This window comes from Bacillus sp. PAMC26543, assembly GCF_014250375.1.
GTDB lineage: Bacteria > Bacillota > Bacilli > Bacillales > Bacillaceae > Bacillus > Bacillus halotolerans.
Window position 1 is genome coordinate 3637288 of record NZ_CP060193.1, and the last position, 22673, is coordinate 3659960.

Annotated in this window: 22 protein-coding genes and 2 riboswitches; of the genes, 6 read left to right on the top strand and 16 right to left on the bottom strand. The window is 45.5% G+C overall.

Features of this window, described 5'->3' with window-relative positions; all coding sequences use genetic code 11:
• Nucleotides 1-33: 33 nt before the first annotated feature.
• The 7 genes from H7F27_RS18430 to dctS form a co-directional block, all read right to left on the bottom strand.
• On the bottom strand, nucleotides 34-801 hold the full coding sequence (locus tag H7F27_RS18430) for an ABC transporter permease (RefSeq protein WP_024120284.1): 768 nt from the start codon (nucleotides 799-801) through the stop codon (nucleotides 34-36).
• Entirely contained in the window at nucleotides 794-1720 is a 927-nt protein-coding gene (locus H7F27_RS18435; RefSeq protein ID WP_095714118.1) for an ABC transporter ATP-binding protein, read from the bottom strand. Before H7F27_RS18435 ends, H7F27_RS18430 begins: the two co-directional genes overlap by 8 nt.
• A 90-nt stretch (nucleotides 1721-1810) precedes the next feature.
• Nucleotides 1811-3049, bottom strand: a complete 1239-nt coding sequence (locus H7F27_RS18440) for a dicarboxylate/amino acid:cation symporter (protein WP_024120282.1) — start codon at nucleotides 3047-3049, stop codon at nucleotides 1811-1813.
• 72 nt (nucleotides 3050-3121) lie between these two features.
• Nucleotides 3122-3253, bottom strand: a riboswitch (cyclic di-AMP (ydaO/yuaA leader).
• A gap of 49 nt (nucleotides 3254-3302) precedes the next feature.
• On the bottom strand, nucleotides 3303-4355 hold the full coding sequence (locus H7F27_RS18445) for an AI-2E family transporter (RefSeq protein ID WP_024120281.1): 1053 nt from the start codon (nucleotides 4353-4355) through the stop codon (nucleotides 3303-3305).
• A gap of 147 nt (nucleotides 4356-4502) precedes the next feature.
• A complete protein-coding gene (gene dctP / locus H7F27_RS18450) occupies nucleotides 4503-5768 on the bottom strand; it encodes a C4-dicarboxylate transporter DctP (protein ID WP_059353128.1) in 1266 nt (421 codons plus the stop codon).
• Nucleotides 5769-5886: 118 nt separating this feature from the next.
• Nucleotides 5887-6567 carry a two-component system response regulator DctR gene (locus H7F27_RS18455; RefSeq protein ID WP_101860311.1) on the bottom strand — a complete coding sequence of 227 codons (681 nt, stop codon included), beginning with the start codon at nucleotides 6565-6567 and terminating at the stop codon, nucleotides 5887-5889.
• On the bottom strand, nucleotides 6557-8164 hold the full coding sequence (gene dctS / locus H7F27_RS18460) for a two-component system sensor histidine kinase DctS (RefSeq protein WP_044161761.1): 1608 nt from the start codon (nucleotides 8162-8164) through the stop codon (nucleotides 6557-6559). The genes H7F27_RS18455 and dctS overlap by 11 nt, the downstream gene beginning before the upstream one ends.
• Before the next feature lie 71 nt (nucleotides 8165-8235).
• On the opposite strand from dctS, the gene H7F27_RS18465 reads away from it, so the two are divergent.
• Nucleotides 8236-9288 carry a TRAP transporter substrate-binding protein gene (locus H7F27_RS18465; protein WP_185848263.1) on the top strand — a complete coding sequence of 351 codons (1053 nt, stop codon included), beginning with the start codon at nucleotides 8236-8238 and terminating at the stop codon, nucleotides 9286-9288.
• Nucleotides 9289-9372: 84 nt separating this feature from the next.
• The gene (locus H7F27_RS18470) at nucleotides 9373-10194 is read left to right on the top strand and encodes a manganese catalase (protein ID WP_024120276.1); all 822 of its coding nucleotides are present in this window, start codon (nucleotides 9373-9375) and stop codon (nucleotides 10192-10194) included.
• 39 nt (nucleotides 10195-10233) lie between these two features.
• On the opposite strand, the gene H7F27_RS18475 is transcribed toward H7F27_RS18470, so the two are convergent.
• From H7F27_RS18475 to H7F27_RS18495, 5 genes are all read right to left on the bottom strand, one after another.
• Nucleotides 10234-10620, bottom strand: coding sequence for a VOC family protein (locus H7F27_RS18475; protein WP_185848264.1), 387 nt, complete (start codon nucleotides 10618-10620; stop codon nucleotides 10234-10236).
• Nucleotides 10621-10758: 138 nt separating this feature from the next.
• The gene (locus tag H7F27_RS18480; protein WP_185848265.1) at nucleotides 10759-11118 is read right to left on the bottom strand and encodes a YdbC family protein; all 360 of its coding nucleotides are present in this window, start codon (nucleotides 11116-11118) and stop codon (nucleotides 10759-10761) included.
• On the bottom strand, nucleotides 11112-11453 hold the full coding sequence (locus tag H7F27_RS18485) for a cupin domain-containing protein (protein WP_103671951.1): 342 nt from the start codon (nucleotides 11451-11453) through the stop codon (nucleotides 11112-11114). The genes H7F27_RS18480 and H7F27_RS18485 overlap by 7 nt, the downstream gene beginning before the upstream one ends.
• 145 nt (nucleotides 11454-11598) lie before the next feature.
• Nucleotides 11599-11970, bottom strand: coding sequence for a glucose starvation-inducible protein GsiB (gene gsiB, locus H7F27_RS18490; protein ID WP_010333086.1), 372 nt, complete (start codon nucleotides 11968-11970; stop codon nucleotides 11599-11601).
• Between the two features lie 128 nt (nucleotides 11971-12098).
• Nucleotides 12099-12917 (bottom strand): EcsC family protein, encoded by an 819-nt coding sequence (locus H7F27_RS18495; protein WP_185848266.1) that lies wholly within the window; start codon nucleotides 12915-12917, stop codon nucleotides 12099-12101.
• Between the two features lie 119 nt (nucleotides 12918-13036).
• On the opposite strand from H7F27_RS18495, the gene H7F27_RS18500 reads away from it, so the two are divergent.
• The 4 genes from H7F27_RS18500 (at nucleotide 13037) to H7F27_RS18515 (ending at nucleotide 15710) form a co-directional block, all read left to right on the top strand.
• Nucleotides 13037-13489 carry a DUF2188 domain-containing protein gene (locus H7F27_RS18500; protein ID WP_024120271.1) on the top strand — a complete coding sequence of 151 codons (453 nt, stop codon included), beginning with the start codon at nucleotides 13037-13039 and terminating at the stop codon, nucleotides 13487-13489.
• A 77-nt stretch (nucleotides 13490-13566) separates the two neighbouring features.
• On the top strand, nucleotides 13567-13824 hold the full coding sequence (locus tag H7F27_RS18505) for a GlsB/YeaQ/YmgE family stress response membrane protein (protein WP_010333083.1): 258 nt from the start codon (nucleotides 13567-13569) through the stop codon (nucleotides 13822-13824).
• Nucleotides 13825-14055: 231 nt separating this feature from the next.
• Nucleotides 14056-15333 carry an Nramp family divalent metal transporter gene (locus H7F27_RS18510; RefSeq protein WP_049809886.1) on the top strand — a complete coding sequence of 426 codons (1278 nt, stop codon included), beginning with the start codon at nucleotides 14056-14058 and terminating at the stop codon, nucleotides 15331-15333.
• A gap of 107 nt (nucleotides 15334-15440) precedes the next feature.
• Nucleotides 15441-15710, top strand: coding sequence for a hypothetical protein (locus H7F27_RS18515; protein ID WP_010333081.1), 270 nt, complete (start codon nucleotides 15441-15443; stop codon nucleotides 15708-15710).
• Between the two features lie 258 nt (nucleotides 15711-15968).
• Here the strand turns inward: H7F27_RS18515 and H7F27_RS18520 are convergent, their stop codons facing one another.
• The 4 genes from H7F27_RS18520 to H7F27_RS18535 all read right to left on the bottom strand — a co-directional run bounded on the left by H7F27_RS18520 (nucleotide 15969) and on the right by H7F27_RS18535 (nucleotide 22670).
• On the bottom strand, nucleotides 15969-17693 hold the full coding sequence (locus tag H7F27_RS18520; protein WP_095714111.1) for a pyruvate oxidase: 1725 nt from the start codon (nucleotides 17691-17693) through the stop codon (nucleotides 15969-15971).
• A 62-nt stretch (nucleotides 17694-17755) separates the two neighbouring features.
• Nucleotides 17756-18208, bottom strand: a complete 453-nt coding sequence (locus H7F27_RS18525; RefSeq protein WP_101860304.1) for an NUDIX hydrolase — start codon at nucleotides 18206-18208, stop codon at nucleotides 17756-17758.
• A gap of 56 nt (nucleotides 18209-18264) precedes the next feature.
• Nucleotides 18265-20088 (bottom strand): potassium transporter KimA, encoded by a 1824-nt coding sequence (kimA, locus tag H7F27_RS18530; protein WP_024120267.1) that lies wholly within the window; start codon nucleotides 20086-20088, stop codon nucleotides 18265-18267.
• Nucleotides 20089-20277: 189 nt separating this feature from the next.
• Nucleotides 20278-20422, bottom strand: a riboswitch (cyclic di-AMP (ydaO/yuaA leader).
• A 136-nt stretch (nucleotides 20423-20558) separates the two neighbouring features.
• Nucleotides 20559-22670, bottom strand: coding sequence for a cellulose biosynthesis cyclic di-GMP-binding regulatory protein BcsB (locus H7F27_RS18535; protein ID WP_185848267.1), 2112 nt, complete (start codon nucleotides 22668-22670; stop codon nucleotides 20559-20561).
• Between the last annotated feature and the right edge of the window lie 3 nt (nucleotides 22671-22673).

Consider the following 22673-nt stretch of genomic DNA (forward strand, 5'->3'; position numbering starts at 1 on the left):
TGAGCTTTTTCACAAAAATGTCATTCCTTGCCTTTAGATTCGAACATCCCGTTTGCAGAAACTCCACCAGGCAACGGCAATGAAGAAAACAGCATGAATCACAATAATCCCTACAGAGAACAATGGCGTCATGCCTGAAAACAGAGCCGTTTGTCCGCTTTTGTATTGAGTGAAGTCCGTGTTTGCAAAAAGCAAAAAGCTTCCCCATTTGTTTTCAAACAGCTTCATGATTTGCACAAGTGAACTTGCTCCATATAAAACAACAAAAGAAACAACAACTGAAATGGCACTGTTGCGGAACAGTGATGAACAAAGCAAACCGAATAATCCCATCAGCACCGCTTCAAGCCAGTTTGTGCCGATTAGCTCCAATGTGTTGATGAACAATGTTTTTGATTCAGATGTCACGGACGTGCCAAAAAAGACAAGACCGAATAATAAAGCCAGAATGTAGTATGCCAGATAAAGATAGAAGCTGACCATTACAACTGTCATTAGTTTCGACCAAAAGACCTTTTGCCGCTTGACCGGGCGAATAAGCAGAAATTTGATTGTCTTTTTATCAAATTCATTAGAAATAATCGTCGCTGCAATGACAATGGTTAACGCCTGCAGCAAGATATTCAGGCTCGGTGTATAGGAAAAGTAGCCGATGAAGTTTTCGTCAGTTCCGGCACTGATAACGATCCGTTTAATGATCAGCGCCATGAAAAATTGAAATACGGCCATCAATATAAGCGAAACAAATGTGACTTTCCGATTAAAGAGTTTCATATGTTCATTCCATATTAATTTAGACAAGCTCTTCTCCCTCCTCTTGATGAGCGGTTGTCGCTTTTATAAATTCGTCTTCCAGTGACTGCGTATAAGGCATAATTGAAAATACGTTCAGTCCTTGTCCGACTAGTGAGCGGTTCAGCTCTGGTATATTTTCTTTCGCTATATCCACCACGATGGAGCCGTCTTTACGTTCAGCTGTGTATCCATTGCCCGTCAGCCAATCGAGCGCTTTTTGCGCCGGCTGCACTTCAATAACGGCTTTTTCCGTTTTCTGACCGGCTCCATTCAGGCTCACTTCTGCTTTGATCTCGCCTTTTTGTATGATGATCACACGGTCACACAGGTCTTCAACTTCACGCAATAAATGAGTGGCGAATAAAACCGCTGTTCCTTCCTCTTCGGCGAGCTCCTTAATATGGTCGCGAAAATCCTTCATACCGGCAGGATCAAGACCGTTTGTCGGCTCATCTAAAATGAGAAGCTTCGGCCGGTGAAGAATTGCCTGAGCAATGCCGAGACGCTGGCGCATGCCGAGGGAGTAGGTTTTCACCTTATCATCAATTGCTGACGTCAGCCCGACTCGTTCCACCACTTCGTCCAGTCTTTCATCAGTTATCTTTTTGTGCATATTTGCAAAGTGTTTAAGGTTTTCCCAGCCTGACAGGTACGGGTAAAACTCAGGGTTTTCCACAATCGCGCCGACAGCTTCCATCGCTTGTTCGAACTCAGTATCATGCTTGAATCCGTTGATGGCCACACTTCCGCTGTTTTGTTTTAACAGCCCGACGATGATGCGGATGAGTGTCGTTTTTCCGGAACCGTTCGGACCGAGAAGACCGATAATCTCTCCCTGCCTGACGTCCATGCTGATCTGTTTTAAAATCTGTTTAGACCCTATTTTTTTATCAAGGCCTTCAATATGTAAAATCGGCTCAGCCATAAAGCCTTCCTCCTTTTTTCGACAAAAATAAACAGTGCCTAAAAATAGGCACTGTTTGTATTATAGCATTTGTTGCTTCCAAATGTTTGGTTAAACCGATAGAGTCGGTGCTTGCTCCGGCTGTTTGTTCTTTTCTGTTTCTGTAATGATGACGGCACAGGCCGCGTCTCCTGTTGTGTTGACCACTGTGCGAAGCATATCGAGCAAGCGGTCTATTCCGAGGATCAATCCGATACCCTCAACAGGCAAGCCGACTGATTGAAGCACCATAGCGAGCATAATCAAACCCACTCCCGGAACACCCGCAGTTCCCACACTTGCTAATACAGCCGTCAATATCACCATCAGCAATTGCGTAAATGTAAGATCATGTCCGAATACCTGTGCAATGAAGATGGTGGCCACCCCTTGCATAATGGCTGTCCCGTCCATGTTAATCGTCGCCCCGAGCGGCTGAACGAAGCTGCTGATCGGCTCAGGCACTTTTAGTTTTTTCTGGGCTACATCCATTGATACCGGAAGTGTTGCATTGCTGCTTGAGGTACTGAACGCAACGACCATAACTTCTGAGAAATCTTTAAAGAATGTAATCGGATTTCTTTTTGCTAAAAGAGCCACTGTTGAACCGTATGTGACGATTGCATGTATGACAAGAGACAGTGTAACAACAATCATGTACAGCCCCATCGCTTTTATTGCACTGAATCCCTGGCTGCCGATAGCTGTCGCAATGAGACCAAACGTGCCGTATGGCGCAAACTTCATGACCAGGTTGACCAGATACATCATCAGTTCATTGCCCTGCTCCACGACTTTCAAAAGCATATCCGCTTTTTTGCCTAGCATCGTAATCCCGAGTCCGACAAAAATGGAAAACACGATAATCTGGAGCATATTCCCTTCGGTCATCGCTTGAACGGGATTGGCCGGAATCATGTTCAGAAGTGTGTCAGCAACACTCGGCGCTTCTTCTGCCTCGAATTTAGCGGATGAGACATCATAAGTGCCGAACTCACCCGGCTTAATGACAAGCGCCAGTATAAGCCCGATCGTAATCGCCACCGCTGTCGTGATGAGAAAATAAGAAATGGCCTTCACACCGATTCTGCCAAGCTTTTTAGGATCGCCAAGCCCGGCAACTCCTAATGTAAGAGAGAAAAAAACAATCGGTACGACAAGCATTTTAATGAGATTTAAAAAGATGGTGCCAAGAGGACCGAATACAAACTTATTCAAATTTTCAAATAATTCAGGTGATGTTACATTAAGAATAATCCCCGTGACGGCACCCAGAACCAATGCAATGATGATCTTTCTTGCCAGTTTCATCCGCATTCCTCCTTTTTTGAAAAAAAGCCCGCGAGAGACTCCCGCGGGCTTTGGCTGTATCATAAAACCACAGGATTCTCTCTTCACGCTGATGAGGTTAGCTGCCGGGTTCGGACGAAGAGATGTCCGTTTTTCAGATGAAAAATGAACCCCAAACGATTGGGTCCCCCACTCCTTTTAAAAAGGATTAAGCGTGTGGCTTACTTTTGTATGATGTAGTTTTATTTATACAGAAAATATCCAATTTTGTAAACTATTTTTTGTTACTTTTCTCTCGAGGTCTTTTAGGCCTATTTTCCTTGTTGGTTACATCAAGAATATCCAGGAGAAATACAAAGATCGGAATCCCGATAATTAAGCCCCAAATGCCGAGAAAGTGTTCAGAAAAAATCAGGACTGTAAATGTGAAAAAGATCGGCAGCTCTGTTTTCGCTGACATCAGCTTCGGATTGAGGAAATATGTCTCAATCGCATGAATGGCGAAAATGACAAGCACAATGTAAAGCACATACATTCCGCCGCCTGTGCTGTATGCAATAATGCTAAGCGGGATCAGGGAGATGACAACGCCTGCTACTGGGATCAATCCGAGAAAGAAAACCATGATGGACAGCCCCAACAGCTGAGGGAAGTGCATAATCCAGAGCGCAATAAAAGTCAGTATGCAGTTCACGAGCGCAATGATAAATTGTGCCTCAAGCACCTTGCCGAACGTTCTCGCGAATTTACCTCCGAAAAAAGCAATCTCATTATAAAAAACAGCAAGCTTGCTCGTTTTAAACTGCTCCATAAATTCAGACAGCCGTTTTTTCTCAAATAAGAAGAACATGCTGAGAATGAGCGCCATCACGATCTGCAAGCCGAATGTGCTGATATCGGCCAGATACGTATAAAGTACATTGAAACCCTCTTTGACATACGAACTGATATTAATATCTCCGAAAACACTTGTGATCTCATCAAAGAAAGGAATGCTGCTTGGATGATACGCAATATGTTTAATCTGCTTGATCAGCTGCTGAATCTGTGCGGCAACGACCGGATAAAACACAAACCCTCCGACTGTAAGCAGCACGGCCAGCAAAATGTAGAGAAACGTAATGACAACCCGCTGGCTCACGCGGAAGAACCGGCTTAAAAACTGCCGGACGACAAGCTCCAAACGATCCATAAGAAATGTGAAAATGAAGGTCAGCAATATTAAGTTGATCATGCTCTTAAATAGATATAACACACCAGTTAACACGACAAAGATGGAAAAACGCCTTACTCCCGGGTGCTGAAAAAATTTTACTAAAGCGGCCATTTATACACTCCTGTTAGGACAAACGTCCTTCATTCAATATAGTATCCATTTGTAAATTATATAACAAAAAAATGCTGAGGTCTCTGTCCTCACCTTAATTATTCTTAAACAATTAAAAAAACGGCCCCATAATGGGCCGTTTTTTTTTCAGACTGCTGTTTTCATTTTTTTCATGCCTTCCACAGCCTCCACGCTTTTTGCTTCATCGAATTCTTTTTCGCTTTTTGCAACGATGATTGTGGCGATTCCGTTTCCGATCAGGTTCACAATCGCTCTTCCTTCACTCATGAAACGGTCGACACCAAGCAGAAGCGCAAGACCCTCAAGCGGAATGACCTGAAGTGCTGACAGCGTTGACGCAAGAACGATAAATCCGCTTCCTGTCACACCGGCTGCCCCCTTCGAAGTCAGCATCAGAACGAGGATAATCGTAATTTGCTGGCCGATGCTGAGATCCACTCCAAACACTTGAGCCAGAAAGACAGTCGCCATTGATAAATAAATGGATGTTCCGTCAAGGTTAAACGAATACCCGGTCGGAATAACGAGCCCGACGACTGATTTTGAACAGCCGTAGCGTTCCATTTTATCCATCATTCTCGGAAGAACCGATTCTGAAGAGCTTGTGCCGAGCACGATGAGAAGCTCATCTTTGATGAAGCGCAGGTAATTCCACAGGCTGAATCCGTATAGCTTGCAGATGATATTTAAAACAACAAACACGAACAGGAACATTGTGATATACACGGACAGCATTAAGCTGGCAAGCGGCTTGATGGAATCGAGTCCGAAGTGCCCGATCGTATACGCCATCGCTCCGAATGCACCGATTGGAGCGGCACGCATAACATAGCCGATAATTTTGAAAAAGACATGTGAAACTTTATCAAAGAAATCAATGACGCTTTTCCCTTTTTCACCTAATGCCGCTAGACCGACTCCGAAAAGAATGGAAAAGAATAAGACCTGCAAAATATCCCCTTTTGCGAAGGCATCAACCATGTTGGACGGTACGATGTGTGTGACAAATTCAACCCAGTCGATCCCCTGACCGCCATTTTGGGTGTATTGTGAGACATCTCCCTTTTCAAGCTTGCTGTAATCGAGGCCCGCACCCGGCTTCATAATATTGACGACAAATAAACCGATAATGAGTGCAAGGGTCGTAACAACCTCGAAATAGATAAATGCTTTTCCCCCTACTTTTCCAACCTTCTTCATATCGCCCATTTTTGCAATCCCGAGAACGATTGTGAAGAAAATGATTGGAGCGATCACCATTTTCACAGCGTTGATAAAGGTATCGCCAAGCGGTTTCATTTCTTTCCCGACATCCGGCCAAACCAATCCGACAATGACCCCGATGATGACCGCGGTTATGACTTGAACTGTTAAATTTTTAAACAGTTTCATATTCTCCCTCCCCTGTCCTAGTCGCCTTTGTGTCTTTCTTACTAGAATGATAGCGTTTTCATTAGAGACGGGGAAGTTTATGTTCATAACGGACATTTTGGTCTTTTTGGTCTCGGGTTTACACTTTAAATATGTAGCGGTTGACGGGGCGTCCGACTCCTCCGTACTGAACATCAAGCTGAATCGTTCCGTTCTTTTCGAGATAATCAAGATAGCGTCTCGCTGTCACTCTGGCGATGCCGAGAGCCTTGGCAACCTCTTCAGCAGAAAGAGGCGACGTTTGCTGCTTCAAAAAAGCAATGAGCTCATTCATCGTAAAATGATTCAACCCCTTCGGCAGATCCTGTACGGCCTGCTGCGGGATATTGAGGATGGCATCAAGCTGATCCTGGGACAGCGTGTCGTTTTCCTCTATTTTTTGTTTATACCGCTTATATTTTTCAAGCGCCTGTCTCATCCGTTCGAGCTTAAACGGTTTTAAGATATAGTCAACTGCTCCATTTTGCAGCATAAGAGCAATTGTTTCCTTGTCTTTTGCAGCGGATACGACGATGACATCTACCTCAAGCTTTTGCTTTCTGATCTCCTGCAAGGTTTTGATCCCGTCTTTTTTTGGCATGTATACATCCAGAACCACGAGTTCGGGCTGCTGTTCTTTGATCAGCTTGATGCCTTCGTCCCCGTTTCCCGCTTGCGCACAGACGGTAAAGCCTTTAACGGTTGTTATGAAATCCTTATTGACTTCCTGAACCATCGGATCGTCTTCAATGAGCAGAACCTTGATTTCCTTACGAGCCATGCTGCGCTTCCTCCCCCTTCATCGGAAAAACGATTGAAAAAGACGTTCCCTGTCCCGGGTGTGAATCGACCTCTATCGCACCCGATCCTTTGTCTGTTATTTGCTTGACTAAATAGAGGCCATAGCCTGTGCCGCCTGTTTTATTCACTGTAAATCCTTTTTCATAAAGGTACGGCATATGTGTGTGTTGAATCCCGCATCCGTTGTCTTCTATTAAAATCGCAAGGATATCCTCCGTTTGTTCAATGCTGATGTCAATTCGTTTGTCATCAGACTGAACGGTTTCAAACGAGCCGAAGGCATTTTCAATCAGGTTGCCGAGAAGCACGACGATATCATGCTGGTCAACATGCTCGGGAAATTGCTGCAGGCTGCTGTTTTCATCAATATGCACAGCAATGCCGAGCTCTTTTCCCCTTCTGATTTTACTTAACAAAAGCCCCGCCGCGGCGTCATTTTGAATGGAGCGATGCAGAAATTCTGTGACGTTTTCCTGCTCGGTTGAAGTCTGAAACGCCAGCTGCAGCGCTTTTTCAGATTTCCCGAGCTGGATCAGGCCTGCGATGGTATGGAGCTTGTTCATATGCTCATGATTTTGGACGCGGAGCGCTTCGACAAAGTTTTTGACACCCGTCAATTCCTCAGCCATCTTGGCCGCTTCCGTTCTGTCCTGAAAAATCGCGACGGCACCGATGACTTTTTTCTTCATGACGATCGGAATCCTGCTGCTCATGATGACCTTTCCGCTGACACGAATTTCTTCATTATAAACCGCCTTGTTCCGTTCCACGATTTCGGGCAAACGCGAATCCTTGAGTACATCCCAAATCACCTTTCCGACCAGATCGCCCTGCACCTCAAAAATCTGTTTGGCTTTTTCATTAAATATTGTGATGATATGCCGGTTGTCAATAGCGATCACGCCTTCGTTCATAGAGTGAAAGGTAGCGGTTCGCTCTTCATACATTCTGACAATTTCATGGGGCTCGAGCTGAAACATTTGTTTTTTGATATGACGGGCCAGCAGGAACGAACCCGCCAGGCCGAACCCGAGTGTCAGCACTACGATGAAGGCGATATCCCTTCTTAAATGAAACAATATATCAGCCATCCCCGGCAGTGTTTTTCCAACGAGTACTACGCCGACCTGGTTCAAATCCTGATCCTTTACCGGATAAAAGGCCCGGACAGCCGTCCCGATCTCGCCTGTTGCTTCTGAGAAATAAATGTGCTCCGCAAACGCTGCTTCTTCATCTGCACCCTTTGACTTTTTTCCGATGTTTGTGGTGACAGGATGAGTATAGCGAATGTGATCCATATCCATGACGACAATGTAGTCTGCTTCATTGATCATACGGATCTCTTCAACCGCATGACGGACGGCTTCTGTTTGTTCTTTTCGCGATAACGCCTCTTTCACTTCGGTCATCTCCGACACCGTCCGAGCCGTATTCATCAGCCTTTTTTTCAGCTCCCTTTCCTCAGTATGCTGAATATTGCCTATGAGCACAATGCCGCCGATCAAAAAGGAGAAAATGACGAGTATGTAGGAAAGGATCGTGATTTTCCAGCGGATTGAGAGCTTTTTTTTGTTCATCAGCTTCTCCTTTCAGGTCTTTACGAATCACATCTGCCCCATTATTCTTAACATAAGGGAGGGGGCTTTTCATGAAGAGTTTGCTTGCATGTCTCGGTCTGATGATCGCCGGAATTGCAACCGCTTTATTTATCGGATTCCATGACCGGTCCAGCGGCGAAGAGATTGTATATGATGACGACCAGGAAGGCTTACAGGATCAAATCGTATTCAAATTCAGCCACGTTGTTGCTGAAAACACGCCAAAAGGGCTGGCCGCCAACAAATTCGCCGAGCTCGTAAACGAGAAATCAGGCGGGAAAATGAAAATTGAAGTGTTCCCGAATGGAAGCCTGTATTCGGACATTGAAGAAATCGAAGCATTGCAAAATGGCGACGTGCAATTTATCGCCCCCTCCACATCGAAGCTCGGTATGCTCTCTCCTGAATGGGGAGTTCTTGATCTTCCGTATGCGTTTACAGACTATGATGCCGTTAAAAAAGGGCTGCACGGAAAAATTGGAACACAGCTGTTTGATTCCTTAAAGAAAAACCAATTAAAGGGCCTGGCGTACTGGACAAACGGCTTTAAGCAAATCACCACGAATCAAGGCCCGGTCAAAACACCCGATGATTTAAAAGGACAAGATCTGCGCATTATGCAAAGTAATGTGATAGAGGACCAGTTCAAGCTGCTTGGTGCAGCACCCCACCAGGAATCTTTCAATTCTACTTTTCAGCTGTTAGAAAACAATATAGTAGATGGCGAGGAAAATACAATCTCAAACATCTATTCTAAAAAATTTTATAATGTTCAAGACTATTTGACAATAAGCAGCCACGGTTATCTCGGCTATGCTGTCATGACTGATGAGCATTTCTGGAACGCGCAAACACCGGAAACAAGGCGTATTTTGACTGAAGCGATGAAGGAAACAACGGAGTGGAATGAAACGTATGCCGAAAAAATGAACAAGGAGCAGCTGGAAGAAATCAAAAAACATTCTTCTATTAAAATCTACGAGCTGTCAGATAAAGAGAAAAAAGATTGGATGAAGCGCCTTGATCCTGTTTACCGGCAGTACGAGCCCATCTTCGGCCGGAAGCTGATTCAGGAGCTTTTGGAGCTGCGAAAGGATTCGTAATCCCCATCTCGATACGCTGCTTCTCGTTTATCTTTCAAACGATCGGAAATATAAAAAGAGATAAACGAAAAAGGAGATGGGAGCATGTTTAAGCATACGAAAAAGCTGCAGCATCCTGCTAAGCCAGATCGTCCAGATCCATTATTCGCTAAAAAAATGCAAGAAATTTTAGGCGGGCAATTCGGAGAAATTTCAGTTGCCATGCAGTACTTATTTCAAGGCTGGAATACAAGAGGAAATGAAAAATACAAGGATTTGCTGATGGATACGGCAACTGAAGAAATCGGGCACGTTGAAATGATCGCTACCATGATCGCCAGACTTCTTGAGGATGCCCCGCTTGATGAACAGGAAAAAGCGGCTGATGATCCAGTCATTGGTTCCATCATGGGAGGCATGAACCCTCACCATGCCATTGTATCAGGACTAGGCGCCATGCCGGAAAGCAGTACAGGCGTACCATGGAGCGGAGGCTACATCGTAGCGAGCGGAAACCTGCTGGCAGACTTCCGCGCCAATCTGAATGCGGAATCACAAGGCCGTCTACAGGTTGCACGCCTGTTTGAAATGACGGATGACAAAGGCGTCAAGGACATGCTCAGCTTCCTGCTGGCGCGTGACACAATGCACCAAAACCAATGGCTGGCCGCTATTAAAGAATTAGAAGCACAGGAAGGTCCGGTTGTTCCGGGTACATTCCCGAAAGCGCTCGAGAAACAGGAATTCTCTCATCAGCTTATCAATTTCTCTGAAGGTGAAGAAAGCGCCGAGCAAAACTGGCTGAAGGAGAAAGCCCCGGACGGAGAAGCGTTTGAATATGTGAACGAAGCAAAAGCTTTTGGAGAAAAGCCGGAATTGAAGCCAGCTCCTCCTTTTGTTCATAATACGCTTCCTGGGCGTGAGTAAGAGGCTATCATAAAAAGGATAGATCACTCCAGCGGTGATCTATCTTTTTTTGTGCGTTTTCTGCCGCTCAAGCATCTCCAGACGATTGCCAAATGGATCTGAAATATAGAATCTGTCCGCTCCCGGAAGTTTATTGTCCTCAACTATTCCAATTCCATTGCATTTCAAATGTTCTTTTAAACCTTCTATATTCATAACCTCAAAGGCAGGGTGTGCTTTTTTAGCGGGGACAAAAGGTTCTTCTATCCCGATATGCAATTGTCTATTCCCAAAAGTGAACCAGACTCCGCCCCGAGCTTTTAAAACATCAGGTTTTTCAATTTCCCGAAAGCCTAATATGCCGCCGTAAAATTGTCTTGCAATAGTTTCACAGCCTTTAGGAGCCGCAAGCTGAATATGATCAATTTCATTAAAATGAAAAGTCATCTGAATCAATCCCCCTGATTTCACAATTGAATGCCATTTTCTTCATTCTAATTCAATCAAAATAACAGGAGAATATCTTTATTGTTATTATGAGTGATAAAATCAGCTAATCATCTTTTTTAGGACGACTTCTCTTCACTAAGCTTTTGCCACAGTCCATCCAGGCTCGTATTCAATGTCCCTGCTGTCAAATAAACAAGCGGCCTCCTCTGCATCCACCTGAGACAGCGTCACTTCGATAGAGAGAATCGTGCCCTTTTGCTCGATTTCTTTATAGATGATGTCGTGTTCGTTCTCCATAAAAGCATCATAAGCTTCTCTGTTCTCCCAAACGCTGGTGATTTCTGCGGTGAACAGCCCATCCGCTGTTATCCGCCATCCGCCGGTCTGTTTGATGAAGCCATTTACATGTGATAATGCTCCCCACTGTGACTGCGCGTTTGAAAATGCTTCAGCGTTTGCCGCGTCCACCCCAGATACAATCTTTTTGATCAGCATTTTGATTCCTCTGTTATGACCGTTTCCGCATGAATGTGCTCGACGCAGAGATTCACGGTCCTGACGTAAGAGCGCGTGCGGTGAACCGTTCCTTTTGGGATCAGCAGGCTGTCATTTGCTTTGAGTACCGCGGTTTCTTTGTTCTTAAAATCAATAAGCAGCTCACCTTCAAGAACAATGAATAATTCATCTGAGTCAGGGTGATGGTGCCAGTCGTATTCTCCTGTAAACACAGCGAGCCGTACACAATGGTCATTGACCTCTGAAATGGAGAAATTAGCGTGCTTTTCTTTGACTTCATTAGCGATGGCGAGCAGGTTTTGCATCTTAGGCATAAGTGAAAACTCCTTTTTCACCTATTTTACCGCAGAAACGTCATTGGGAAGGTATATTTTTTCCATTTCATCATAAAAAGCGATCCAGCTGCTGCGCCGGATCGCTTTTTATCTACAGGTTGTCTGCCTTTTATGCTTTACTTAGTTAGTCGTTGTCGCGGGCGTTTCCGCCTTTTGAGCCAATTTCTTGATAGAATTCCTTATCATGATTTTTGCTTGTCGCTTCTCCGCCTTTACGGCCGATTTCTTGATAGAATTCTTTATCATGATTTTCGCTAGTGGCTTCTCCGCCTTTTTCACCGATTTCTTGATAGAACTCTTTGTCATGGTTCTTGCTAGTGGCTTCTCCGCCTTTTTCGCCGATTTCCTGATAGAATTCTTTGTCATGGTTTTTGCTAGTGGCTTCTCCGCCTTTTTGACCAATCTCTTGATAGAATTCTTTATCATGGTTTTTGCTAGTCGTTTCTCCGCCTTTTCTACCTGCTTCTTCTCTGCTCATTTTGTTATCTTGTGCCATTTTGAATTCCTCCTTTAATTGGTGTTGGTTGTTGTATTCCCGCTGTCATTTCTTTTAAACAAACAAAACACATTGAGTGTGTTTTGACTGAAAAAGCAGACGGAATGCGGTGCCCGTCTGCTTTTCTTCTATTCATGATTCTGTTCTGTTTCTATGAGCCGCTCGAGGATGCGCCGCTTTTTATAGAGCATCATGCCTGTTTCGGTAATGTCATTTAAGGTCGAGCGATTAGCCGCCGCGCCAAAGACCATACCCGCGACCGGCACCATTTGAAAAAGCTTTTTCCAGCCAAAGGTGTCACGGTAGCCTAAAACCACTTCCCTCCAGCCTTGGATTTGGGAAGCGACATTCTTATATGTACGGTCCTGATCATAATCTTTTAATTCTCTCAGAATGGATTTTTTACCGACAACATCTGCTGAAGTAAGCTGCAAGCATTTTACGATAAAGACCCGCTCTTTTTTCTCCTTTGGATCATAGCCATAGGCCACTGCGATATCCTGCAGTGTTTTTAATGATAAACCGAGCACAGCCGGAATGTCTGCCGCCAGTGTAAATACGCCGCCCACACCCGTGGTCGCTCCCTGAACGGTTGCAGCGTTGATTCGGTTTTTGCCCATCGCTTCAGCAACATCATCCATAACAGTCAGAGGCGCTTTTTGTACGTCCTCCAGTGATTCAAAGGTTTGCTCGGGCAGTTTCTTTTGAAACGTTTTGATAATCTGTTTTTCCGATGTCAGGTACTGTCCTCCAGTTTGAACAAAGCTGCCCACCTCATCCAAAAGCTTGCCGATCTTTTTCTGGATGAATTCCGGCGTCAGCTTGTCCAGCAGCTGAAACGGGAGACGGCTGAGTTTTTCCCAAAACCAGACTTTTTGCTGCTCCTTTTCCCATTTCTCTATTTCTTTTAATTGCTGATGTAAGTCTTCTTTTCGTTCTGTTGTCACCCAACTCGCACTTCCCTTCCGTTTTTTTCTACTATATAGTATACCTTCATTTTTCTATAAAACGTTTTTATTTTTCACCTGCGGGTACCATTTTTATAAAAGCAGAAGGAGTGATGGATATGCCTTGGTCTATGAAGGATTACCCCGCTTCACTGAAAAATCTCGAGAAGCCTGTGAAGAAAAAGGCGATTGAAATTGCGAATGCCATGATTGATGAAGGCTATGAGGACGGACGCGCCATTCCGATTGCGACGAGCAAAGCAAAGGAATGGGCGGAAAACGCCTCAAAAAAGGAAATTGACGACTTCCTCAAACATGATGATGAAACAGAACGCGATGAGGAGGCAAACGATGACGCCAGACCTGAGCTAATGAATAAAGCGGAGCATGTCATCAAACATAAAAGTGGCTGGGCCGTCAAAGCTGAGGATGCCAAACGTGTATCTGAAATCAAGGATACGAAAAAGGAAGCGATTGAACGAGCGAAGGAAATTGCGGAACATAAAGGCACAGAAGTAATTGTTCATTTGGCTGACGGCAGTGTGCAGAGAAAGATAAAAACAGGATCATAACCAAATATGCTTTTGTACGTTTCGGATCTGTCTAGAACGGTAATTGATATATAAATCATTAAGGAGAGGTGAATATGATGCTTAGCTTTTTGGTTTCATTAGTTATTGCTATCTTAATTGGACTAATCGGAAGCGCCATCGTCGGCAATCGCATGCCTGGAGGAATCTTCGGTTCGATGATTGCAGGGCTGATCGGCGCATGGATCGGGCATGGCTTACTCGGAACTTGGGGACCAAGCCTTGCAGGATTTGCCATTATTCCGGCAATTATCGGGGCAGCGATCTTCGTATTCTTACTGAGCCTCGTATTCCGCGGACTGCGCAAGGAAGCCTAGATATTAGATGATTCAGGAGACATCGTTTCATACAGAAACGATGTCTTTTTATGTATGGACCTTATCAGATGCCCTACATATCATGTTACATAACAGGGAAAAATTTGAGTGTCATTTTTGAACATCATTGGTTGACAAGAAATCGTGATGGTCATATGATGTAGATAAAATAATTTGGTTTAAGGAAACTCTTTGTTGTATGGCAAAAACAATTAGAATTCAGGTGAGTACATGATGAATAAGGACATCACAGCACAATCTCCCCGTTCCAAAGCAGTCCAAGATGCGCTTGACGGGAAAAGCAGAGGATTCAGAGGACTGCTGCCTTTTTTAGGCCCGGCGTTTATTGCAGCCATTGCCTATATCGATCCCGGTAACTTCGCAACAAATATATCAGCAGGTTCTAAATATGGATATATGCTGCTATGGGTGATTTTATTTTCTAATATCATGGCGCTCTTGATCCAATCACTCTCCGCCAAACTCGGTATCGCGACAGGCAAAAACCTGCCTGAGGTCGCTCGTGAGGAATTTCCTAAGCCTGTCTCTATCGGCTTATGGATTCAAGGCGAGCTCGTCATTATCGCGACTGATCTGGCGGAATTTATCGGAGCGGCATTGGGACTGTATTTGCTGTTCGGCATCCCGATGCTCGAAGCGTCTATTATTGCGGCGATCGGCTCTTTCGCGATTTTGGAGCTTCAGCGCCGCGGTTATCGCTCACTTGAAGCCGGTATTGCCGGCATGCTGTTTGTAGTGGTCATCGCCTTTGCACTGCAGACCTTTTTTGCAAAGCCGGATGCCGTCTCAGTGATGAAAGGACTTTTCGTTCCGACATTTCATGGCACCGACAGCGTGCTTCTTGCAGCAGGTATTCTCGGCGCAACCGTTATGCCGCACGCCATTTATTTACACTCTGCCCTCACACAGCGGCGGGTGGTCGGCAAAACAGATGCTGAACGGAAGAAAATCTTCAGATTCGAATTTATTGATATTTTAATAGCGATGCTGATTGCAGGGGCTATTAATGCGAGTATGCTGATTGTGGCTGCCGCATTATTCTTCAAAAACGGGCTGTTTGTCGAGGACCTTGATGTCGCGTTTCAGCAGTTCGGTCATCTTGTCAGTCCTGTTTCAGCCGCGTTATTCGGAATCGGCCTGCTGGTTGCGGGCCTGTCCAGCTCGTCTGTCGGAACACTTTCAGGCGATGTGATTATGCAGGGATTTATCAACTACCGCATCCCGCTGTATGTACGGCGGTTCATCACAATCATTCCGCCGATCTTGATCATCGCATCAGGCGTCAATCCGACGTCGGCTCTTGTGCTGAGCCAGGTGGTTCTTTCCTTCGGCATTGCCTTTGCCTTAATCCCGCTTATTATGTTCACAAGCAATAAGCGGATTATGGGTTCGCTGATCAATGCCAAATGGGTAACAGTGGTTTCTTGGCTGATCGCTGTGCTGATTGTTGCTTTGAATGTGTTTTTGATCGTCGATACGTTCCGTTAGAAAAAAACCGGCTGAAAGAGCCGGTTTTTTATTTTGGCTTAAAAGCTCATTGATATCATTTTTTACAGAAATTTGTTATGATAGAAGAAAAAATCGGAGTTTTGATAATGTCAGTATTTATTCTGTTTTATTTATGGATTGTCCCTATTGTTATCGGAATTTTATGTTCTGTTATCGCTTATAAATCAACAGGTAAAAAAATGCGAATCGCGCCCGGCATCGCCATGGTGGTGCTCAGTATCATTTCCTTGATTACCGCTTTTACGGCCGGAGGCGCTAATTTTCACGTGTTTATCGGCGGAATGTTTTTATTCGGCACTTTATTAGTTGGTTCTGCTTTTCCTTTCTTTTTCGGACTTTCGAAAAAAGGGAAATAAGCTTATAAAGACATTCATTTTGTAAGATTTGATAAGAATAAACAGATGAAACAGACAAGGACAAATGCATCTGCTTTGAAAGAAGATGCATTTGTCCTTGTGTCTGTTTTGAGCACGGCGAAAATCATGACAGGCTGCATAGATCATTCCTGCTGATCCCAATAAATATACGAGTCATTTTAAAGGTTCAAACAACCGATTTTATGACTCACCCTCCGTAAAATCAAAAAACAGGAGCCTTCACGGGCCCCTGTTTTTTTAGAATAACCGTTTTAAGCTTTGTTTCAAAGACGGCATTTCAATTTTTTGGTTTTCGAAGAAGTTTTTCAGCATATATTTGCTGAAGCCTTTTGCCTGTCCGTAGGTGATTTTGCCGGGCAGCGGCGGTTCGTTTCCGATCATGACGTCGACAACGACCGGCTGATCGGAGTGAAGCGCCTCATGGAAAGCCGGTGCAAGTTCTTCCGCTCTCGTCACCTTGATGCCTTTTGCTCCGCAGCTTTCTGCAAATGCGGCATAGTCGACATTCTGAAGTTTTGTGACATAGTCGATGTTCCCTTTGACCTGCTGTTCATATTCAATCATGCCGAGATTTTCATTGTTTAAAATGACAACAGTAATCGGGAGCTTATATTTGACTGCGGTCGGGAGATCCTGCATGACCATGGAAAAGCCCCCGTCACCGCAGACTGCGATGGCTTGGCGCTCCGGTTCAGACAAGCTCGCCGCTATAGCTCCCGGCAGGCCGCATCCCATTGTCGCAAGCCAGCTGGAAACGATGAAATCCTGGTTGACGTTCATTTTGAAATGCCGTGCCATCCAGACGGTGACAGTGCCGACATCTACAGACAGCACCGCGTCTTCCGCTGCTGCCTCCTGAAGACGTGCGATGACCTGCTGAGGTTTAAGCGGTGTTGTCGCCTCAGTTTCATCTTTTTCGATTTCATTCCACCAATGCTGCATATGTTCAGTGCAGGCATTTAGGAATCTTCTGTCTTCCTTCCGTTCAATATACTCCGTCAATTCGCGCAGACCGAGAGCCGAGTCACAGACAAGCCCCGCTGTTACCGGATAGCGTTTGCCGATTTTCGCCGGGTCTGAATCAAGCTGGATGGCCGGTGTGTCTTCCGGCAAGTAATCACGATACGGGAACGAGGTGCCAAGCATAATTAACAAATCGCATTCTTCCATTGCCTCATAGGCCGGCTTTGTCCCAATCTGTCCAAGGTTGCCGAGAAAGTGCGGGTGCTTATCGGGAACAACGCCTTTTGCGGGGAGCGTGACGACGATCGGCGCCGCTGCTTTATCCGCAAATTCCAGCAGCTCCCGCTTCGCCTTCTTCATTCCCTGTCCCGCCAAAATGATCGGCTTTTTCGCATTGTTAATATATTGCGCGCATGTCACAAGCTGTTCTTTTTTCGGTTCAAGATTCCCTTCAATATACAACGGTGATGTATAAACGGGTTCCCGTTTGATTTTCTCCGCAAACAAATCATCTGACACACTTAATACCGCAACGCCTTTTTTGCTGTAGGCAGTGCGGATCGCCTGATTCAACAGATCCGGCAGTGACTCCGCGCTATGTACCTCCCTGTTAAACACTGCCACGTCTTCAAACATTTGCTCAAGCTTAATCTCCTGAAAGTAGTCCCGCCCGACTTCGCCTGAGGAAACCTGACCTGCAATCGCAAGCACAGGGGCGCCGTCCGCTTTTGCATCGTATAAACCGTTCAATAAGTGCACCGCACCCGGCCCTGCAATTGACAGGCAGACACCGATCTTGCCGGTGAGTTTTGCCTCAGCCGCGGCTGCCAGCGCTGCCACCTCTTCATGGCGGGTTTGGATGAATTCCAATTGATTTCTTTCGTGTCTCAGTTCCTCAATAAATTCGTTAATGCTGTCTCCGGGGATGCCGTAAACATGATCAACTCCCCAATGTTCAAGCAGTTCTGTCATTGTTTGTCCTGCTGTTTTGTGTGCCATGCCGTATCCTCCTTTTTCCTTTTTCAATACCACAGGGGGAGGCGTTTAAAACCCGGAGGCAACTATCGCTTGCTGTATTTCCTTCTGAACAGGTCTAGGGCCGCCAAAAAGCTGTTGTCCTTGACGGTAATCCGGATGCCCGCAGCGCCGTTTAGAAAATCTCTGATTTGCATTTTCCGGTTTGGCACCATCAAAAGCGGCAATCGCTCCGGCGAAAACCACTTCAGCCCGGCCGTTTCCATGCCGTTTTCTATCGCTTGTCCGCCTGTTATGTTCCCTGCAAACACATGCTGTTCGTCTTGAAACTTAGGTCTTTGATAGACACCCAATTTCCCGGAAGGCTCTATCAGATATCCCGTTTCTTCCATTACCTCCCGGACCGCCGCTGCCTCCGGGGTTTCTCCTGATTCAACCCGTCCGCCCGGCAAATCCCATAAAGGAACGTCTTTTCGTTTGACCAGCAGAATCTGCCGTTTTGTGTTTGTCACTATGACAAATGCCCCTTCCGTATACATCGCCATCTCCCCTTTATTTAAAAAAGACCAAGGAGATGTCCCTTGGTCTGAGCTGCTTACTTTTTAAAATGATACGGCAATGTGGCAACGATTATGTCCTTCTTCCAGAACAGCCGGACTCTGAGCAGGAAGGCTGACTGGTTGTGCAGAATGGTGTGCCAGCGTTTTTTTGTGATAAATTGCGGGAACAGCACCATGACAGAAAACTGTTTCTTCTTCGCTTTTGCTTCAACAGTTTCCAAAAACTTATCAAACGGATGGACCAGGCTTCTGTACGAAGAGTGAAGCGTGACGAGACGCACTCCATTATTCAGCTCTTCCCAGCGTTTTTCCACTTTCTTTTCCTGTTCTCTGTCAAACGACACGTGAACGGCAATGACCTGATCTGACAGTGATTTCGCATATTGAATGGATTTTTGCACGACGGTTGTGACGCCGGCTACAGGCACAATCACGACCGTACCTTTGATTTCTTCCGGCTGTTTGTTTACGATACGAAGCTGTTCACCGACAGCCGTATAGTGATTTTTAATCGCAAAAAACAAAAAAACGACGATCGGCATAAAGATTAAAACAGGCCATACGACATTAAACTTCGTGACAAACAGGATGGACAGAACCATAAACGATATCAATGCGCCGCAGGCGTTGATCAGCATTTTTCCAATCCAGCCTTTTGGTTTTTGTTTGATCCACTTGATGCACATCCCTGTTTGTGAAAGGGTAAATGGAATAAACACACCGACCGCGTATAGCGGGATTAAGTGCTCCGTCTGCCCTCCAAATAACAGAATCAGCACAATTGAGGCAACGCCTAAAAAGATAATCCCGTTTGAGAAGCCTAAGCGGTCGCCTCTTACTGTAAACATGCGCGGCATGTATTGGTCTCTCGCCAAGTTGAAGGCAAGCTGCGGGAAGGCTGAAAAGCCCGTATTCGCCGCAAGGACCAAAATTAACGATGTCACACCCTGAATGACATAGTAGAACACATTTCTGCCGAAGGTATCCGACGCGATTTGTGAAATGACCGTTTCATTCGGTTTCGGAGCCGTCCCGTAACCGTATGCAAGTACTGTGATACCGGCAAACAGAACCGCAAGCAAGATCCCCATCATAGCCAACGTTCTCGCCGCGTTTCGCGCAGGCGGGTTTTTGAAGGCTGGAATCGCGTTGGAGATCGCTTCAACTCCGGTGAGCGCGGAGCAGCCGGATGAAAAAGCCTTAAGCAGCAAAAACAGCGTAATGCCGGCTACCGGTGTGCCGATCGGTGTATGATGGACTGGCTGATCAATTTGTCCTGTCATAAGCTTAAAAAGACCGACGGCAATCAGGATGAAAAGCGCCGCCACAAACAGATACACCGGGTAAGCAAGAATCGATGCTGATTCTGACAGCCCCCGCAGATTTAAAATCATAATCACTAAAACAAGTAAAACAGCAATCGGTATATGGTAATCATGCAGTGCCGGGAACGCCGACGTGATGGCGTCCGTCCCTGCGGAAATACTTACTGCTACAGTTAATATATAATCGACAAGCAATGAACCGCCTGCAATCAGCCCGGGCTTTTCGCCGAGGTTTTCTTTTGATACAACATACGCCCCGCCGCCCTGCGGATAAGCGTAAATAATTTGCCTGTATGAGAGAATCAGCGCGAGCAGCAAAATGAGTACGCCGACCGCTATCGGAATGGAATACCAAAATGCAGCAGCGCTTACCGCCGCCAATATGATAAGAATTTGTTCCGTTCCGTAAGCGACAGATGATAAAGCATCTGAGGAGAGCATGGCAAGCGCCTTTAATTTCGTCAGTTTTTGTTCTCCTGCTGCTTGTGATTTTAACGGTTTCCCAATCAAAAAACGTTTGATTGAATGATACATCGATGTCTTCCCCTTTTAATTTCATTTTTCATTAAAACAATAAAACATCCGCATCTGCTCTCACATTTTGTAATAGTCCTTTCTGCTATGATGTCTCTGTATGCGATTTACATCCTGAAAATTGAACAGCAAAAAACACAGAGGCAAACGGATGCCCCTGTGCCTTAACATCGAACACAGGTTTCATTCATCTCCTCTCATGAACGCTTACGAGGTTAGCTGACGGATTCGGGCATATGAGAGTTTGCCCTACCTAAAAAGGATTCACCCCGAGCGGCAAAATGCCGCCAAAATGGGTCCCCCGCTCTGTTTACAGATTAAGCGATTTGTTTTCTAAAAGAGATCATACTCCCGTTTACGTATGTTGTAAAGAGGCTTATCGGCCGGGAGAAAAAAATAAAATGACAGGTTCCACAAATGGAAAATTTAAACCAAAAATAAAAAAACAGAGGCTGATATCAGCCTCTGCCTTATTCTCTGTCTGTCTTTCTCTTTCTTCGTCTAACGGTTACCCAAATGAAGGCTGCCGCAATTACCATCATGAGAGCCAGCACGCCGATATACAGCAGTTGTTGCCCATGATCTTGTGCTGTTTTTTCTGTTTCAGAACTGTTTGTTTCCGATTTGAGCTGCTGGTGGTTTGTAAACACCTGCTGGCTGTTTGTTTCATTGATGACGGTCGCCGTGTCATCATTGCTGTTCAAAAAGCTGATGATTTCTTTTGTGACGGCCGCGCCATTTCCTTTCAGCGGCGCAAAAACAGCCATCGTATAATTTGAATCCCATAAAGACGCTTGGGTAAATGCCACTTGTTTCGTCGTCTCGTTCAGCATTTCAAAGCCCGACACGTCAAACGAGCCGTTTTTCGCTTGAGGCACGAGCAGATCAGAAGATTTCTCTTTCAAAAGAGAGAACTGGCTGATGCCGCCGATGAAAATTAAGTTCCGGCCTTTCGCGTCCTCCGCTTTAACTTCAGATGCTTTCCTTACTGTGAAAGATTGCTGGGCTTCGCTTCCAAAAGAATCAGTAACGAGAGAAAGCTCCTTAAGCTTGGATTTGCTCACGCTGTCAGGAAGCACAATCAGTGTTGCCTGTTCCTGATTTCCGGCGTATGGAAGCGGCCATTCTTTAAAATCGGCTGACGGAGATGTGCCTTTGATTGTGTAAGACAATGTGCTGCTTTTATCAATAAAGACCCATTTCTCTTCGTCCGTTGTGTTGCAAGGGTTGTTTTCCTTTAAGCCCGTGGTGATAAACTGTATATCAATGTAGCGGTTTTTCTGCAGCAGCTCCGGGTCTACTTTCAGCGTGACATGATAGTATCCGTTTTTATCTTCTTTCCCTAATTCATCAAGGCGAACTGAATGCGGCTGACCGTTGATGAGGACCTTCAGCTCTGCTGCTTGAGAGGCTGAACCGCTTTCTGCCGCGGCTGCTTGAATCGTTTCCGATTTCTTTAGTTTAAGCGACAGCTTGGCTGATTGATTTTGGTCTATCATCGCAGAAGCCGGATAAAAATAATGTGCTGAAGATGTTTTGTCAGCTCCGATTGTCATATCTTCTGCCCCGAATTTCTCAAGGGTCAGCTTATTGCTTACCTGCTTTTCAGCCTTCTGAAGCTTGCCAATTGAAAGTGTTTCCCCGCTTAGCTGGCCGGTGTAAGTCTGATCGGCGATGACGCTGATTTTTTCTGAGAGCACATCATCAGATGCCGCTTGTGCAAACAGAACCGGCTGCTGCTTGCCCTGTGCTTTCAGCACGCGCTCCGCAAGCAGAAGTTTTTCTCCTTTTGCCTGTAAGCCGGCTTGTTTGATCAGCTTCTTCACCTTGCCGTTCCAATGCTTATCCACTCCGATGAAAATGGTCGGCTTGTCGATTTGCTTCACTTCAGATTCCTTCACAAACGAAATGCTGACACTGCTGTCCGCAGTTTTCAGGTAGCCTTCTGTTTTGACAGCCGCTTCAATTTCTGCCGAGCTCGGGTTATCCGGAATGACAATAGCAGTCTCTTCCGCTGTATTTCCCGATTGGGCAAATGGGTATGGGTAATGTTCAAGTGACGTTCCCTTCGCTTCGCTGCTGTCCGCTAGTGTCAGGCGGCTGTCCGGATAAATTTTGATCCAGTTGCCGGACGTATCCTGTCTGACGCAGACGCCCTCTTTCATGACGCCGTAAAATTTCAGTGATACGCTGTGATAGCCTGGGGCGGACTGGCTTTTGTTCAAGTTCAGCTTCAGTATTTTCCGTTTTGAATCGCCGTTTAGCTTTAACGTTTTTACCGGTTCATTGTCAATTACAGCCGTTAACGATGAAGGAGAAATTAAGAGATCTGATGCCTCATATTCAATCACCAATTGCTGGCTGCCGGAAGAGGCGCCTGCCGGAATCTGATACGTCAGTTCCGCGCTGTCTTTTGATCCGTACAATGTCATAAGATCGTTTGTCAGCACCTGCTGTTTGGCTTGTTCACGGCTGCTTTTGCCCAGAAGCGAGCCATCGACCTGCATCTCTTGAGCGAAGGCCGATTGTCCAGTCGCTGCCAGCAGCAGAAAGCTTGTAAGAAAAATAAGTAGTTGTTTCAAAAA

Coding starts and splice junctions, on each gene's coding strand:
- H7F27_RS18435 (WP_095714118.1), bottom strand. CDS start 1,720: ATGGCTGAGCCGATTTTACATATTGAAGGCCTTGATAAAAAAATAGGG.
- H7F27_RS18440 (WP_024120282.1), bottom strand. CDS start 3,049: ATGAAACTGGCAAGAAAGATCATCATTGCATTGGTTCTGGGTGCCGTC.
- H7F27_RS18445 (WP_024120281.1), bottom strand. CDS start 4,355: ATGGCCGCTTTAGTAAAATTTTTTCAGCACCCGGGAGTAAGGCGTTTT.
- dctP (WP_059353128.1), bottom strand. CDS start 5,768: ATGAAACTGTTTAAAAATTTAACAGTTCAAGTCATAACCGCGGTCATC.
- H7F27_RS18455 (WP_101860311.1), bottom strand. CDS start 6,567: ATGGCTCGTAAGGAAATCAAGGTTCTGCTCATTGAAGACGATCCGATG.
- dctS (WP_044161761.1), bottom strand. CDS start 8,164: ATGAACAAAAAAAAGCTCTCAATCCGCTGGAAAATCACGATCCTTTCC.
- H7F27_RS18465 (WP_185848263.1), top strand. CDS start 8,236: ATGAAGAGTTTGCTTGCATGTCTCGGTCTGATGATCGCCGGAATTGCA.
- H7F27_RS18470 (WP_024120276.1), top strand. CDS start 9,373: ATGTTTAAGCATACGAAAAAGCTGCAGCATCCTGCTAAGCCAGATCGT.
- H7F27_RS18475 (WP_185848264.1), bottom strand. CDS start 10,620: ATGACTTTTCATTTTAATGAAATTGATCATATTCAGCTTGCGGCTCCT.
- H7F27_RS18480 (WP_185848265.1), bottom strand. CDS start 11,118: ATGCTGATCAAAAAGATTGTATCTGGGGTGGACGCGGCAAACGCTGAA.
- H7F27_RS18485 (WP_103671951.1), bottom strand. CDS start 11,453: ATGCCTAAGATGCAAAACCTGCTCGCCATCGCTAATGAAGTCAAAGAA.
- gsiB (WP_010333086.1), bottom strand. CDS start 11,970: ATGGCACAAGATAACAAAATGAGCAGAGAAGAAGCAGGTAGAAAAGGC.
- H7F27_RS18500 (WP_024120271.1), top strand. CDS start 13,037: ATGCCTTGGTCTATGAAGGATTACCCCGCTTCACTGAAAAATCTCGAG.
- H7F27_RS18505 (WP_010333083.1), top strand. CDS start 13,567: ATGCTTAGCTTTTTGGTTTCATTAGTTATTGCTATCTTAATTGGACTA.
- H7F27_RS18510 (WP_049809886.1), top strand. CDS start 14,056: ATGATGAATAAGGACATCACAGCACAATCTCCCCGTTCCAAAGCAGTC.
- H7F27_RS18515 (WP_010333081.1), top strand. CDS start 15,441: ATGTCAGTATTTATTCTGTTTTATTTATGGATTGTCCCTATTGTTATC.
- H7F27_RS18520 (WP_095714111.1), bottom strand. CDS start 17,693: ATGGCACACAAAACAGCAGGACAAACAATGACAGAACTGCTTGAACAT.
- H7F27_RS18525 (WP_101860304.1), bottom strand. CDS start 18,208: ATGTATACGGAAGGGGCATTTGTCATAGTGACAAACACAAAACGGCAG.
- kimA (WP_024120267.1), bottom strand. CDS start 20,088: ATGTATCATTCAATCAAACGTTTTTTGATTGGGAAACCGTTAAAATCA.